The sequence below is a fragment of the Embleya scabrispora DSM 41855 genome (assembly GCF_000372745.1).
GTDB classification, from domain to species: Bacteria; Actinomycetota; Actinomycetes; order Streptomycetales; family Streptomycetaceae; genus Embleya; species Embleya scabrispora.
Map to the genome: position 1 here is coordinate 1 of NZ_KB889683.1, position 13,273 is coordinate 13,273.

The 13,273-nt window shown below is 71.8% G+C and carries 13 protein-coding genes; 7 read left to right on the forward strand and 6 right to left on the reverse strand.

Annotation, left to right across the window (positions count from 1 at the left end; translation table 11 throughout):
* On the forward strand, positions 1 to 162 hold a 162-nt coding region (locus tag A3IC_RS65460; protein ID WP_020553877.1), incomplete at its 5' end, for a sigma factor-like helix-turn-helix DNA-binding protein.
* Positions 163 to 240: 78 nt separating this feature from the next.
* Here the strand turns inward: A3IC_RS65460 and aspS are convergent.
* Positions 241 to 1,548 (reverse strand): aspartate--tRNA(Asn) ligase, encoded by a 1,308-nt coding sequence (gene aspS, locus A3IC_RS0130520; RefSeq protein ID WP_020553878.1) that lies wholly within the window; start codon positions 1,546 to 1,548, stop codon positions 241 to 243.
* A gap of 353 nt (positions 1,549 to 1,901) precedes the next feature.
* On the opposite strand from aspS, the gene A3IC_RS0130525 reads away from it, so the two are divergent.
* Entirely contained in the window at positions 1,902 to 2,741 is an 840-nt protein-coding gene (locus tag A3IC_RS0130525; RefSeq protein WP_026218920.1) for an SAM-dependent methyltransferase, read from the forward strand.
* A gap of 110 nt (positions 2,742 to 2,851) precedes the next feature.
* Here the strand turns inward: A3IC_RS0130525 and A3IC_RS0130530 are convergent, their stop codons facing one another.
* Together A3IC_RS0130530 and A3IC_RS0130535 are read right to left on the reverse strand one after the other, a co-directional pair.
* A complete protein-coding gene (locus A3IC_RS0130530) occupies positions 2,852 to 4,330 on the reverse strand; it encodes an MFS transporter (protein WP_020553880.1) in 1,479 nt (492 codons plus the stop codon).
* On the reverse strand, positions 4,327 to 4,857 hold the full coding sequence (locus A3IC_RS0130535; RefSeq protein WP_020553881.1) for a carboxymuconolactone decarboxylase family protein: 531 nt from the start codon (positions 4,855 to 4,857) through the stop codon (positions 4,327 to 4,329). Before A3IC_RS0130535 ends, A3IC_RS0130530 begins: the two co-directional genes overlap by 4 nt.
* A 47-nt stretch (positions 4,858 to 4,904) precedes the next feature.
* Here A3IC_RS0130535 and pdxR point away from each other — a divergent pair, with 47 nt between their 5' ends.
* Positions 4,905 to 6,335 carry a MocR-like pyridoxine biosynthesis transcription factor PdxR gene (gene pdxR / locus A3IC_RS0130540; RefSeq protein ID WP_020553882.1) on the forward strand — a complete coding sequence of 477 codons (1,431 nt, stop codon included), beginning with the start codon at positions 4,905 to 4,907 and terminating at the stop codon, positions 6,333 to 6,335.
* Positions 6,336 to 6,398: 63 nt separating this feature from the next.
* Here pdxR and A3IC_RS0130545 read toward each other — a convergent pair whose 3' ends face one another.
* The 3 genes from A3IC_RS0130545 to A3IC_RS0130555 are packed head-to-tail and all read right to left on the reverse strand — an operon-like array spanning position 6,399 to position 8,990.
* On the reverse strand, positions 6,399 to 7,412 hold the full coding sequence (locus A3IC_RS0130545) for an NAD(P)/FAD-dependent oxidoreductase (protein ID WP_020553883.1): 1,014 nt from the start codon (positions 7,410 to 7,412) through the stop codon (positions 6,399 to 6,401).
* Positions 7,409 to 7,927 carry an isoprenylcysteine carboxyl methyltransferase family protein gene (locus A3IC_RS0130550; protein WP_020553884.1) on the reverse strand — a complete coding sequence of 173 codons (519 nt, stop codon included), beginning with the start codon at positions 7,925 to 7,927 and terminating at the stop codon, positions 7,409 to 7,411. Before A3IC_RS0130550 ends, A3IC_RS0130545 begins: the two co-directional genes overlap by 4 nt.
* Before the next feature lie 7 nt (positions 7,928 to 7,934).
* Positions 7,935 to 8,990, reverse strand: a complete 1,056-nt coding sequence (locus A3IC_RS0130555) for a type III polyketide synthase (protein ID WP_020553885.1) — start codon at positions 8,988 to 8,990, stop codon at positions 7,935 to 7,937.
* A gap of 350 nt (positions 8,991 to 9,340) precedes the next feature.
* Between A3IC_RS0130555 and A3IC_RS0130560 the strand changes: the two genes are divergently transcribed.
* From A3IC_RS0130560 to A3IC_RS0130575, 4 genes are all read left to right on the forward strand, one after another.
* Complete coding sequence (locus A3IC_RS0130560) at positions 9,341 to 10,258, forward strand: UbiA family prenyltransferase (protein ID WP_020553886.1); 918 nt, start codon at positions 9,341 to 9,343, stop codon at positions 10,256 to 10,258.
* A gap of 264 nt (positions 10,259 to 10,522) precedes the next feature.
* Positions 10,523 to 11,428: an ABC transporter substrate-binding protein gene (locus A3IC_RS0130565; protein ID WP_026218921.1), complete on the forward strand. Its 906-nt coding sequence runs from the start codon at positions 10,523 to 10,525 to the stop codon at positions 11,426 to 11,428.
* A 111-nt stretch (positions 11,429 to 11,539) separates the two neighbouring features.
* Positions 11,540 to 12,454 carry an amino acid ABC transporter permease gene (locus tag A3IC_RS0130570; protein ID WP_020553888.1) on the forward strand — a complete coding sequence of 305 codons (915 nt, stop codon included), beginning with the start codon at positions 11,540 to 11,542 and terminating at the stop codon, positions 12,452 to 12,454.
* Positions 12,451 to 13,257 carry an amino acid ABC transporter ATP-binding protein gene (locus A3IC_RS0130575; protein ID WP_020553889.1) on the forward strand — a complete coding sequence of 269 codons (807 nt, stop codon included), beginning with the start codon at positions 12,451 to 12,453 and terminating at the stop codon, positions 13,255 to 13,257. The genes A3IC_RS0130570 and A3IC_RS0130575 overlap by 4 nt, the downstream gene beginning before the upstream one ends.
* Positions 13,258 to 13,273: the final 16 nt, after the last annotated feature.

The window sequence follows — 13,273 nt, forward strand, 5'->3', positions numbered from 1 at the left end:
TCGATGCGCTTCGGGCTCACCGACGGTCAGCCCAAGACGCTCGACGAGATCGGCAAGGTCTACGGGGTCACCCGGGAGCGGATCCGCCAGATCGAGTCGAAGACCATGTCGAAGCTGCGCCACCCGTCCCGCTCCCAGGTGCTGCGCGACTACCTGGACTAGGCAGGACCCCGGGTACGGACGGACCGCCACCTTGGCGGCCTCCGTCCGTACCCGGCGCCACACCCGCGGGCCGCGTCGTCAGGGCGCCAGCCGGTGCGGGCCGCGGAAGAGGAATGTCGCGTCCCGGATCGAGGGCAGGTCCAACAGCAACATCAGCAGTCGGCTCAGCCCCAGGCCCAGGCCCCCGTGCGGCGGCATGCCGTAGCGGAAGCAGTCCAGGTAGGACGCGAGCGGTGCGGCGTCCATGCCCTTTTCCCGCAGTTGGCCGAGCAGCCGGTCGTGACGGTGCTCGCGTTGTGCGCCCGTGGTGATCTCGACGCCCTTCCAGAGCAGGTCGAAGCTCTCCGTGACGGTGGGGTCCTCGTCCGGGCGCAGGTGGTAGAACGGCCGGATCCCGGCCGGGAAGCGGGTCACGAAGACGAACTCGTGTCCGGTCTCCGCCGCGATCCGCGCGCACAGCGCTCGTTCGCCCTCGGGGTCCAGGTCCACCCTGGTGCCCGCCGGGTCCCAGCCCTCGGCACGCAGTCGGGCCAACGCGTCGGCCATGGTGATCCGCGGGAACGGCCGCTCGGGGACGGTGACCTCGATGCCGAGAAGATCCTCGATCGCCGCGCCGTGGACGGCCCGGACGTCGGCCAGTACCGCCCCCAGCAGGCGCTCCTCGAAGGCCATCACGTCCTCGACGCCGTCGATCCAGGCCAGTTCGGCGTCGACACCGGTGAACTCGGTGGCGTGTCGGGACGTGTACGACGGCTCGGCGCGAAAAACCGGCCCGATCTCGAAGACCTTGTCGACGCCGGCCGCGATGGCCATCTGCTTGTGGAACTGTGGCGATTGGGCCAGGTAGGCGGGGCGGCCGAAGTAGTCGACGGTGAACACCTCGGCGCCGGATTCGGACGCCGTGCCCATCAGCTTGGGCGTGTGCAACTCGGTGAAGCCCTCCGCCGCGGTGACCCGGCGCATCGCCTGCTCGACCGTGGTCTGTACGTCCAGGACCAGTCGCCGGTCGGGACGGCGGAGGTCCAGGAAGCGCCAGTCGAGACGGCGCTCGGGGCCGGTGTGCGCGTCGATCGGCAGTCCGGGTTCGGCGGGCGAGACGATCTCGACCCGTTCGGGGAGCAGTTCCAGGCCGCCGAGGCGGACCACCTCGTTGGTCACCACCTTGCCGGTGATCCGTACCGCCGACTCGACGGTGGCCTGCTCGAACGCGGCCTCGATCGGGTCGTCGGCGCCGGCCCGCGCGTGCGTGACCTGGACCCGCCCGGTGTGGTCGCGCAGGACGACGAACTGCATGCGGCGTTGCAGCCGGAGCGTATCGATCCAACCATGCACGGTGACCGTTTCACCCGGATGCTCGGACAGGTCTCGGACGAGGGTGCGCGGCATGGCGGCAACTCCCTTGGTTGCGGGCGCGTTGGTCGCGCCGGGTACGGCGGGTGGTAGACGGCCACCCGAGGAGATGGTCAGCGTAGGTGGCCCGGTCGGCGGTGTCGCCGGATTAACGCGGCGGCCGAGGGCGCGGGATACCTCTCTCGCCGATGCCGAGCCCGTCGGGGCGTCGGTCGGCGGATGGGCCTTGCGCATATCCGGCAGGGGCGTACATCACCCGACTTGTTCGCTTGCCTGGACGCGAACTGCCGTCGATGGGACGGCAATTGATGACGGGGGGCGTTACCTGCGGTTTACCATCGGCGGTGTGCCGCACCACCCCCGATCGGCGGCCCGAAGGTGTTGAGATCATGTCCGAGAACACTGGAGACCGAGTGTGGTCCACCGAGCCCGCCGGCGAGCGGCCGCCGGCCGGAATCGACGTCAACGTGCCGAGCGTCGCGCGCATCTACGACTTCCTGATCGGCGGCAAGGACAACTACGCCGCCGACCGCGCCGTGGCCCGGAAGTTGATCGAGGTGGCGCCCGACCTCGAACACGACGCCGGCGCGCATCGCCGGATCCTGCACCGGGGCGTGCGATTCCTGGTCGAGCAGGGCATCCGGCAGTTCGTCGACATCGGGTCCGGGCTGCCGACCGCGCAGAACACCCACCAGGTCGCCCAGGCACTGGCCCCGGAGACCACCGTGGTCTACGTGGACAACGACCCGATCGTGCTCGCGCACGGTCGCGCACTGCTCGCCGAGAACGAGCGGACCACGGTGATCACCGCCGACCTGCGTGAGCCCGCGTCGATCCTGAAGAACCCGGACGTGCTGCGCCTGATCGACTTCGATCGGCCGGTCGCGCTGATGTTGCTCGGGGTGATCCACCACATCAACGACGACGAGGACCCGGCCGGCCTGCTGCGCACCTACCTCGACGCGCTGCCGTCCGGGAGTTGGCTGTTCCTGACCCACTTCCTGCGCAGCGGCCCGGAGTCGGAGCGGATGGAGCAGGTGATGCAGGGCTCGCACAAGAGCGGGCGCTTCCGCGAGCGCGAGGAGATCGCGGCCTACCTGGACGGTCTCGAGACGGCCGAACCGGGCCTGGTCTACATCGACCTGTGGCGTCCCGAGGAGCCGGTGGACGAGGCGACCCTGTCGGTCACCAAGCGCCTGGTCCTGGGCGCGGTGGCCCGCAAGCCGTAACGGCCGGTCGCGGGGCCGCGGGCAACGAGCCTCGGCCCGAGGGCGGTTCGCGGGTGCGCGAACCGCCCTCGGGCCGAGGTCCCGGTACGGGGTGGGCGATCCACCCGCGATCACCGCACCGCCGGGATCCGGGCCGCCGAATCGGTGGTCGGCGTGCCGGTCGCGACCGGCACGGATGCCGCGGCGCCGCGGGCGAAGCGCAGTGCCACCAGGGCGGTCGCGCCGACGCCCGCGCCGGCGATCAGCACCGCCGTACGCAGCCCGGCCGGCGTCGACGAGTGGGCGTTGGCCACCGCGACCAGGATCGCCAGGCCCACCGCGCCGCCGATCTGCTGGGCGGTGGAGGCCATGCCGGACGCGATGCCCTGCTCGTGGCCGGCCACGCCGACCGCGGCGGCGCCGAACATCAGCGTGTAGCCGGCGCCCTGCCCCAGACCCAGGATCACGAAGCCGGGGACCATGGACGCGTACGAGCCGTCTGCGGACATCGACAGGCCCACCACGACGGTGCCCGCCGCGCCGACGAGCAGGCTCGCGATCATCGCGGTGCGCGCTCCGAACCGGGTCGCCGCCCGGCCGCCGAGCAGCGAGCCGGCGGTGATCGCGAGCATCGGGACCAGGTACGCCAGGCCGGTCTCCAGCGCGGTGTAGCCCTTGACCTCCTGGAAGTAGACGGTGAGGAAGTAGGCGAGCGTGCCGATCGTCGCCATGTAGAGGAAGGTGACCGCCATGCCGGTGCTCAGGTTGCGACCGCGCAGCAGGCGCAGCGGCATCAGCGGGTCCGGGCTGCGGCGTTCGACGGCCAGGAAGGCGCCGATCAGGACCGCCCCGAAGGCGACGCTCGCCAGGATCGGCGCGGAGGTCCAGCCCGACTCGGGGGCCTGGACGAAGGCGAACACGATCGCGATGGTGCCGATGGTGGAGGTGAGTGCGCCGGCCAGGTCGAAGCGGCGGTCGGCGCGCCGGGCGCCGTCCGCGGGGATCAGCCGGAGCGCGGTCAGCGCGGCGGCGCCGGCGAGCGGGACGTTGACGTAGAACACCGCCTGCCAGCCCAGGAACTGGGTCAGCACCCCGCCGAGCAGCGAGCCCACGATCATCCCGCTGCCACCCGCCGCGCCCCACACCGCGAACGCCCGGTTGCGCTCCTTGCCCTCGGCGAACAGGGTGCCGACCAGGGTCAGCGTCGCCGGGAACAGGAAGGCCCCGCCCACCCCTTGCACCGCGCGGGCCGCGATCAGCAGCCCGGGGTCACCGGCGAGGCCGCCGGCCAGCGAGGACCCGGCGTACAGCGCCAGGCCCAGGACGAACATCCGGCGTGGTCCGTACAGGTCGCAGGCCCGGCCGCCGAGCAGCAGCAGGCCGCCGAACGCGACGGCGTAGGCGCTGACCACCCATTGCAGGCTCTGCGCGGTGAAGCCGAGGCCGTCGCCGATCTGGGGCAGCGCGACGTAGACGATGTTGTAGTCGACGGAGATGATCAATTGGGCGAAGGCGAGCAGGGCCAGGATCAGCGCGGGGCGCCGGCGGTTCGTGGTGTTCCCGGTCTTCGTTTCGCTCTCGGTGCCCGTGGTGGTGGTGGTGGTGGTCATCGCTGCTTCCCCCGTTCGTCGGTGCCGGCGACCTTGCCGGTGCCGATCGCGATTCGGTTCCAGGTGTTGATGGTGAGGATCAGGGCCATCAGGCGGGCCAGTTCGCACTCGTCGAATCGGTCCGCGGCGCGGGCGTAGACGTGGTCCGGGACGCCGTCGGCGGCGACCAGGGTCAGCGCCTCGGTCAGCGCGAGGGCGGCCTGTTCCCGCTCGGTGAACAGGTGCGGGGCGTTTCGCCACAGCGCGACCAGGGCCAGGCGTTCGTCGCCCGCGCCCGCCTTGTGCGCGTCGGTCCAGTGCATGTGCAGGCAGTACGCGCAGCCGTTGAGCTGCGAGGCGCGGACCTGGACCAGCTCGACCAGCGCGGGGTCCAGCCCCTCCCGGGCGGCGACGTCGAAGCCGATCAGCGACTTGAACGCCTTGGGCGCGGCGCGGGCGAAGTCGACCCGGACGGCTCCGGGGTCGGGGCGGGGATGGGGTTCGAGGTCGGCCTCGGCGGGCCGGTCGGTGCGGCGTTCGCTGCTCATGACGACGAATCTAGGCGCGGAAGCGACCCGGTATAGGGTGCAGTTCCATGTCGGAAATCGAGGTCAATTCAGCCGAGTGGATCGGCCGCGACCTGCACCTTGAGTTGTCGGGTACGGGAAGCCGGCGGGCCGTGCTGATCCGCGCGATCCGTGAGGCGATCCGCACCGGTCGGCTGGCTCCGGACACACCGCTGCCGCCGTACCGGTCGCTCGCGGCCGATCTGGGCATCGCCCGCAACACGGTCGCCGACGCGTACGCCGAGTTGGTCGCGGAGGGCTGGCTGACGGCGCGTCAGGGCTCCGGTACCCGAGTCGCCCGCCGGGCCGAACCGCTCGCCGCGCCGCGCCGCCGTGCCCGGACCGGGCTGCCGGCGCGGCCTGCCGGCTCCACGCACAATCTGCGCCAGGGGCAGCCGGACGCGGCGTCCTTCCCGCGTACCGCGTGGGTCGCGTCCGCCCGCCGGGCGCTGAACGCCGCGCCGAACGAGGCGTTCGGGCCCGGCGATCCGCAGGGACGCCCGGAGTTGCGGGCCGCGCTGACGGACTACCTGGCGCGGGCGCGCGGGGTGCGTACCCACCCGGATCGCATCGTGATCTGCTCGGGCTTCGCGCACGCGTTGCGGCTGCTGTTCGCCGGCGTGCTGCGCGGGCCGGCCGCCGTGGAGTCGTATGGGCTCGCCTTCCACCGCTCGATCCTGGCCGCCGCGTCCGTCCGCACGCTGCCCCTGCGCATCGACGAACACGGCGCCGATACCGACGCGTCACCCGTCCTGTCGGGCGCGCGTGTGGCGGTGCTGACCCCGGCGCACCAGTTCCCCACCGGCGGCCCGCTGTCGCCCGAGCGGCGGGTCGCCGCGCTGGACTGGGCGCGGGCCCAGGGCGGGATCGTGCTGGAGGACGACTACGACGGCGAGTTCCGCTACGACCGGCGTCCGGTGGGCGCGGTCCAGGGGATGGATCCGGACCGCGTGGTGTACGTGGGCTCGGTCAGCAAGAGCCTGTCCCCGGCGATCCGGCTCGGCTGGATGGTGCTGCCCGAGCACCTGGTGGAGGACGTCCTGGCGGTGAAGGGCCTGCGCGAGGCATGGGCCGGCGTCACCGATCAGCTCACCCTCGCCGACTTCATCGAGGGCGGCCACTACGACCGGCACATTCGCCGGATGCGCCAGCGTTACCGCGCCCGCCGCGACCACCTGCTCGCCGCGTTGGCCGAAAACGCCCCGCACGTCACCGCGACCGGCATCGCCGCCGGCCTGCACGCCGTCCTGCGCCTGCCACCGGGCACCGAGTCCTCCACCGTCAAGGCCGCCACGTGGCAGGGCCTGGCTCTCGACGGCCTCTCCACGTTCCGCCACCCGGACGCGACGGGCCCGGCTCCGGACGGGTTGGTGGTCGGCTACGCGACGCCCCCGGACCACTCGTACCCGGCAGCGGTGGAGGCGCTGTGCCGCTCGCTGCCGCCGGCGGAGGGCGAGTAGCGAGCCGGTCGTGCGGGCGGTGCCGTCGCCCGTCCGGCGGTCGTGCCGGTACGGCGGCCCGGCCTACGCCAACGCGTTCACGATCGTGTTGAACGCCGCCGGCAGGCGGTGGGCCGCGGGGACGATCAGGCGGGCCGTGTGCGGGTGGGCCCGGGCGGTGAGGAGGGTCTCGGTGAGGAGGCGGTGGCGGCGGGACAGGCGGCGCCAGTCGGCCTCGTAGCGCTCGGGGCGGCCCGTGACGAGGGCGGCGACCAGGGCCCGGGCCGAGGCCAGGGCCAGGGCGATGCCCTCGCCGGTGAGCGCGTCGGTGTAGCCGGCCGCGTCGCCGACCAGCAGGACGCGGCCCGCGACCCGGGTGCGGACCCGGCGGCGCAGCGGCCCCGCGCCGCGTACGTCGCCGGCCGCCGCGCCCGCCAGCCGGGCCCGCAGCGCGGGAAACGCGGCCAGGTGGTCGTCGTAGGGCCGCCCGCGCGGCCCGAGCACCGCGACGCCGACCAGGTCCGGTCCCACCGGCGTCACATACGCCTCGCCGTGCGGCGACCAGTACACCTCGACGAAGTCCGTCCAGGGGGCGACCGCGAAGTGCCGGCGCAGGCCGTACCGCCGGGCTCGGCGATCCGGTCGCGCGGGCCCGAGGGCGGCTCGGATCGGCGAGTGCAGGCCGTCCGCCGCGACCAGCCAGTGCGCGGTCAGTCCGGCGGCGGCCACCCCGTGTGCGTCCTGCCGCACGTCGCCGACCCGGCCGACCCGGTGCTCGACCCCGAGCGCCGACGCCCGTTCGTACAACGCCGCGTGCAGCGTGGTGCGTCGTACGCCCAGCCCCGGACCCGCCCGGAACCGGGCCTCGACCGCGTGCCTGGCGTCCAGGTACCGGATCCCGGCCAACGGCCGTCCGGCGGGCGTGATGCCCAGCCGGGCGAGCGCGGTCACGCCCGCGGGCATCAGCCCCTCGCCGCACGCCTTGTCCACCGGGGCCGGCCGCGGCTCCACCACGACCACGCGCAGCCCCGCGAGCGCACCGTGGATCGCGGTCGCCAGGCCGGCCGGCCCGCCGCCCGCGACGAGCAGGTCGATCACGCGGTCGCCGTCGACAGCGCGGCCGACTCGCAGCGGATCCGGACCACCATCAGCGCGGTGTTGAGCCCGGTGAACACGAGCGCGGTGACCCACGCGCCGTGCACCAGGGGCAGCGCCAGGCCCTCGACCGCGACCGCGAGGTAGTTCGGATGCCGCAGCCGGGTCCACCGGTACGGCCCGCGGCGCACCAGCGGCAGCCCCGGCACGACCACCACCTGCGTGTTCCAGTGTGGGCCGAGCGCGGTGACGCACCACCAGCGCAGCGCCTGCGCGGCGAGCACGAGGGCGACCATGGTCCATCCGAACCAGGGCGCGAATGGCCGGTCGGCGGACCACACTTCGAGCACGCATGCGGCCAACAGGCCGACGTGCAGCACGACCATCGGCGGATAGTGCCGCCGTCCGCTGACCACGCCGCCCCGGGCCAGGCTCCAGGCGAGGTTGCGTCGGGCCACCGCCAACTCGGCGACGCGTTCGAGGGCGACCAGGCCCACCAGTGCGAAATACCAGTACATCCCCGACCTACCACTCCAAGAGGACGAGCTCGGAGCAGAACCCCGGGCCCATCGCGATCATCAGGCCCGACGTTCCCGGTTCGGGTCGGGCGGCCATCGTGTCGCGCAGCACGTGCAGTACCGAGGTGGACGACAGGTTTCCCGTCGCGGCCAGCGAACGCCATGTCAGGTCCAGCGCGCCGGCCGGGAGTTCGAGCGTCTCGGCGACCGCTTCGAGCACCTTGGGCCCTCCCGGGTGGCATACCCACGCGGTGATGTCGGCCGCGGTCAGCTCGTGTTCGGCGAGGAAGGCTCGCACGTCGCCGCCCAGGTACTCGCGGACCACGTCGGGGACGTCCGAGCCCAGCACGATCCGAAAGCCGGAGCCGCCCACGTCCCAGCCCATCACCCGGCCCGAGTCCGGGTACATCCGACCACGACTGGACACCACGCGCGGTCCGTGCCCGGGGCCGGTGCGCGCGTCCCCGCAGGCGACCACCGCCGCCGCGCCGTCGCCGAACAGCGCGCCCGCGACCAGGTTGGCCATCGAGGCGTCGGCGCGCTGGAGGGTGAGCGAGCACAACTCGACGGAGACCAGCAGCGCGACGTGCTCGGGCCACCCGCGCAGGTAGTCGTGTACCCGGGCGATCCCGGCGGCACCCGCGACGCAGCCCAGGCCGAACACCGGCAGTCGCTTGACGTCGGGGCGCAGGCCGAGCCGCCCGACCAGGCGGGCGTCGATCGAGGGGACCGCGATTCCGGTCACCGTGGTGAACACGATCAGGTCCACGTCGCGCGCGCTCAACCCGGCGGCGCCGAGTGCGGACTCGGTCGCCTCGGCGGCGAGTTCGACCGCGACGTCCAGATATGCGTCGTTGGCCGCGCCGAAGTCGTCCAGCTTGGCGTAGTGGTCCAGGGGTAGGGCCAGGTGGCGGGTGTCCACCCGGGCGCTCGCGTGCAGGCGGTTCAGGACGCGGCGATCGGCGCCCGCCGGCAGGCACATCGCCGCGAACGTCTCGGTGATCTCGGCTTGCGGGTATCGGTGCGGCGGCAGTGCACCACGGACGGCGGCGATGCGGGTCACGGCGTACCCCCGACGGGATGAGGGAGAGGGAGCGGAAATGCTGGACGGCGAACGGGGATGGCCAAGGCGGCGGTTGCGCTGAACGGGTGCGGGTTCACACCGGGTGGCCGAATCACCTGCCGAGGCGACGACGAGGGCGATAGAAGAGCGGGGACGACAAGGTGAGGCGGAAGACGAGGGCGGACGGCGCGGCGGGACGACGGCGGGAGGCGGAACGGCAGCGATCGCAACCGCCGGCAATCGGGAACGCCGGCACGGTGCCCGGCGGGAACAGCGAACCCACGTTGTTTGCCCGCGCTCGCGGCCCGCATGCGCCGGCCCCGCACCGATCTCCCGGAAAGGTCACCCTCGTGAGCGAAGCCGCGACGTCGAGCCACCCGACCGTGATCACACCCGGGCACCCCCACGAACGCGCCCCCGTCCTCGGTCTCCTGCTCGCCTGCCACCCCGGCCCGACCGTCGCGGTCACGGCCCTGGTGACCGCGCTGGCCGCCGCGGCCGGCCGGGACGCCAAAGGCTGCGCACTGGTCGGCGCGGCGGTGCTCAGCGGCCAGTTGTCGGTCGGGTGGTGCAACGACGCGGTGGACGCCGCCCGCGATCGGGCCGCCGAACGGACCGGCAAGCCGGTGGTCGCCGGCCTGGTCGGGCCCGAACGGGTGGCGCTCGCCGCCCGAGCCGCGCTCGTGGCATGCGTACCGCTGTCCTATGCGTCGGGACCGGCGGCGGGCACCGCGCATGTGGTCGGGGTGGGAGCCGCGTGGGCCTACGACCTCGGGGTCAAGGGCACCGCCTGGTCCTGGGTGCCCTATGCGGTCGGCTTCGCCGGCCTGCCCGCGTTCGTCGCGTTCGGGCTGCCCGGGCGGCCGGCGCCCACGTGGTGGATCGTCGCCGCCGCCGCGCTGCTGGGCTGCGGCGCGCACCTGGCCGACGCCCTGCCGGACCTGGATGCCGACCGTACGGGCGGCGTACACGGGCTGCCGCACCGGCTCGGCCCGGCCCGCATTCGCGCACTCACCCCGCTGCCGCTGCTCGGCGCCACCGCGCTGCTCGCGTACGGCCGGCCGGACCGGGCCGGCCGGCTCGCCCTGGCCGGCGCCGGCGCCCTGGCCGGCGCGGGTGCGCTGCTCGGCGGCCGGCGTCCCGGGGTCCCGTTCGTCACCGCGATCGCCGTCGCCGCGATCGACGTGGCCCTGCTGCTGCGCAGAGGTACCGGCATCGCGCGACCCGGATCACGTCGGGTCCGACGATCATCACGCCAATGCGCGTAGACCGGGCCCGGCCAGAACCGTTTCGATATGCCCCGGAAAAGCGGCTGATCGGATGAAATGTCCCCATCGCTGCTTGACATACTGTCAAATTGGATCTTCGTATTTAACAATCTGTCCCATTGTCCAGTTCAGAGCACCAGGAAATCATTCATGCCCATAGCTCGATCCCGGATTCACACAAACCGCCCGCAGATCGGGCACCGCAAGCCGGCTCGTGCCCTGCCGATCCCCCTGTTGTCCCCTCATACCTGGAGGAACCCGCACATGAGCGGACGCCTTACCCACCGCCGCCTGATCGCCTGCGCCGCAACCTTGGTCGCGGGCTCCATGCTCCTGACCGGCTGTGGGGACGACGGCGGCGACAGCGCGCTCGGCAAGAAGGACGAGAACGCGCCGTTCTTCAAGATGCTCCCGCCGGACGTCCAGAAGTCCGGCAAGCTCAAGATCGGCTCGGAGATCGCGTACGCGCCGATCGAGTTCATGAAGGACGGCAAGGCGGTCGGTGTCGACCCCGAGCTGGCCGCCGCGCTCAGCAAGCAACTCGGCGTCAAGTACGAGTACAAGAACTCCCAGTTCGACTCGCTGATCACCGGGATCACCTCCAAGCGCTTCGACATGGTCATGTCCGCGATGACCGACAAGAAGGAGCGCCAGGGCCAGGGGCTCGCGTTCGTGGACTACTTCCGCGCCGGTACCTCGATCCTGGTGCAGAAGGGCAACCCGCAGAACATCAAGACCCTCGACGACCTGTGCGGCAAGACCGTCGCGTTGCAGCAGGCGACGACCAACGAGGACGTCGCGATCGCCCAGTCCAAGAAGTGTGAGGAAGCGGGCAAGGGCGCGATCACGATCCAGAAGTACGAGCACGACGGCGAGGCCCTGCTCAAGCTCAAGACCGGCGCCTCCGTCGCCGACCTCAACGACTTCCCGGTCGCCGCGTACAACGCGCAGACCTCCGGTGGCGGCAAGGACTTCGAGGTCACCGGCGAGCAGATCGACGCCGGCCTCTACGGCATCGGCGTCGGCAAGGACAACACGCAGCTCCAGCAGGCGCTGAAGTCGGCGCTGGAGGCTCTGATCAAGAACGGCGAATACGCCAAGATCCTGGCCAACTGGAAGGTCGAGGCCGGGGCCGTCAACGAGGTGACCATCAACGGCGGCACTTCCTGATCCGAGGTCCGGCCCGCCGCCCCGCGGCGGCGGGGCCGGACCGGCGGACCGTTCCCTCGGTCCCTCCGCGCCCGCTTCCGCACTCGTGCTCCAAGAGGAGGTCACCTTCCCGTGACCACGCCCCCAACCCCCGCCGCCGACAAACAGCCGGCCAAGCGGGAACACATCAAAGCGATCCCGGTGCCGCACTACGGGCGTTGGGTCGCCGCCGTCGTGGTCCTGGTCGGGGTCGGCCTGCTGATCAACGCCTTCGCGACCGCGAAGATCCAATGGAGCATGACCGGCAAGTACCTGTTCGACGACCAGATCATGAAGGGCGCCGGCAACACGCTCCTGATCAGCCTCGCCTCGATGGCGCTCGGTCTGGTCCTGGGCATCGTCGCGGCGATCATGCGGCTGTCCGGCAACCCGGTCACCTCCACCGTCTCCTCGGTCTACATCTGGTTCTTCCGCGGCACCCCGGTCCTGGTCCAGTTGCTCATCTGGGGCAACCTCGCGCTGGTCTTCCCGACCATGTTCGGCCAGAACACCAACGACGTGATCACCCCGTTCATGGCGGCGTTCCTCGGCCTCGGCATCAACGAGGGCGCGTACATGGCCGAGATCGTGCGATCGGGCATCCAGTCCGTCGACGAGGGTCAGACCGAGGCGGCGCACGCGCTCGGCATGTCCAAGGGCCGTACCCTGCGACGGATCGTGCTGCCCCAGGCGATGCGGGTGATCGTGCCGCCCACGGGGAACGAATTCATCAACATGCTCAAGACGTCCTCGCTGGCCAGCGCCGTGGTGTACCCCGAGGTGCTGCAGAAGGCGAAGGACGTGTACACCAACAACCTCGCGGTGATGGAACTGCTCTTCGCGGCCTGCTTCTGGTACCTGCTGCTCACCACGGTCTTCAGCATCGGCCAGTACTACCTGGAACGCTATTTCTCGCGTGGGGCCAGCCGGGCGCTGCCGCCCACCCCGCTCCAGCGGATCAGGGCCAACCTGTTCCCCACCCGGCGTTCGGGAGTCGAGATCCGATGACGACCAACTTCGACAAGCCCGCGCCCAAGGCGGCCGATCCCGGGCGACCGATGGTCAAGGCCGAGGACGTCTGCAAGTCGTTCGGCGCGGTGGAGGTGCTCAAGGGCATCGACCTGGAGGTCGGATCCGGCGAGGTCATGTGCATCGTCGGCCCCTCCGGCTCCGGCAAGTCCACCTTCCTGCGCTGCATCAACCACCTGGAGAAGGTCAACGCCGGGCGGCTGTGGGTGGACGGCGAACTCGTCGGCTACCGGGAGAAGGAGGGCAAGCTCTACGAACTCCGGGACAGCGAGGTCGCGCTCAAGCGGCGCGACATCGGCATGGTGTTCCAGCGCTTCAACCTCTTCCCGCACATGACCGCCGCGGGCAACATCATGGAGGCGCCCACCCAGGTCAAGGGCATAAGCAGGTCCGACGCCCGGGAGCGCGCCCACCAGCTCCTGGCCCGGGTCGGCCTGGCCGACAAGGCGAACGCCTACCCCGCCCAGCTCTCCGGCGGCCAGCAGCAGCGGGTGGCCATCGCCCGGGCGCTGGCCATGGACCCCAAGCTGATGTTGTTCGACGAGCCGACCTCCGCGTTGGACCCCGAACTGGTCGGCGAGGTCCTGGACGTGATGCGCGGCCTCGCCGAGGACGGCATGACGATGATCGTGGTCACCCACGAGATGGGCTTCGCCCGCGAGGTCGGCGACTCGCTGGTGTTCATGGACGACGGACTCGTCGTCGAGGCCGGCCTGCCGCGCGAGGTGCTGACCAACCCGCAACACGAGCGCACGAAGGCGTTCCTGTCCAAGGTGCTGTGACGGCGGTGCGATTATC

What these genes read in the sequence shown, in the direction of transcription:
- A3IC_RS0130565 (WP_026218921.1), top strand. Translation starts at nt 10,523, where the DNA reads ATGAGCGGACGCCTTACCCACCGCCGCCTGATCGCCTGCGCCGCAACC.
- A3IC_RS0130525 (WP_026218920.1), top strand. Translation starts at nt 1,902, where the DNA reads ATGTCCGAGAACACTGGAGACCGAGTGTGGTCCACCGAGCCCGCCGGC.
- A3IC_RS0130535 (WP_020553881.1), bottom strand. Translation starts at nt 4,857, where the DNA reads ATGAGCAGCGAACGCCGCACCGACCGGCCCGCCGAGGCCGACCTCGAA.
- A3IC_RS0130530 (WP_020553880.1), bottom strand. Translation starts at nt 4,330, where the DNA reads ATGACCACCACCACCACCACCACGGGCACCGAGAGCGAAACGAAGACC.
- A3IC_RS0130550 (WP_020553884.1), bottom strand. Translation starts at nt 7,927, where the DNA reads ATGTACTGGTATTTCGCACTGGTGGGCCTGGTCGCCCTCGAACGCGTC.
- aspS (WP_020553878.1), bottom strand. Translation starts at nt 1,548, where the DNA reads ATGCCGCGCACCCTCGTCCGAGACCTGTCCGAGCATCCGGGTGAAACG.
- pdxR (WP_020553882.1), top strand. Translation starts at nt 4,905, where the DNA reads ATGTCGGAAATCGAGGTCAATTCAGCCGAGTGGATCGGCCGCGACCTG.
- A3IC_RS0130575 (WP_020553889.1), top strand. Translation starts at nt 12,451, where the DNA reads ATGACGACCAACTTCGACAAGCCCGCGCCCAAGGCGGCCGATCCCGGG.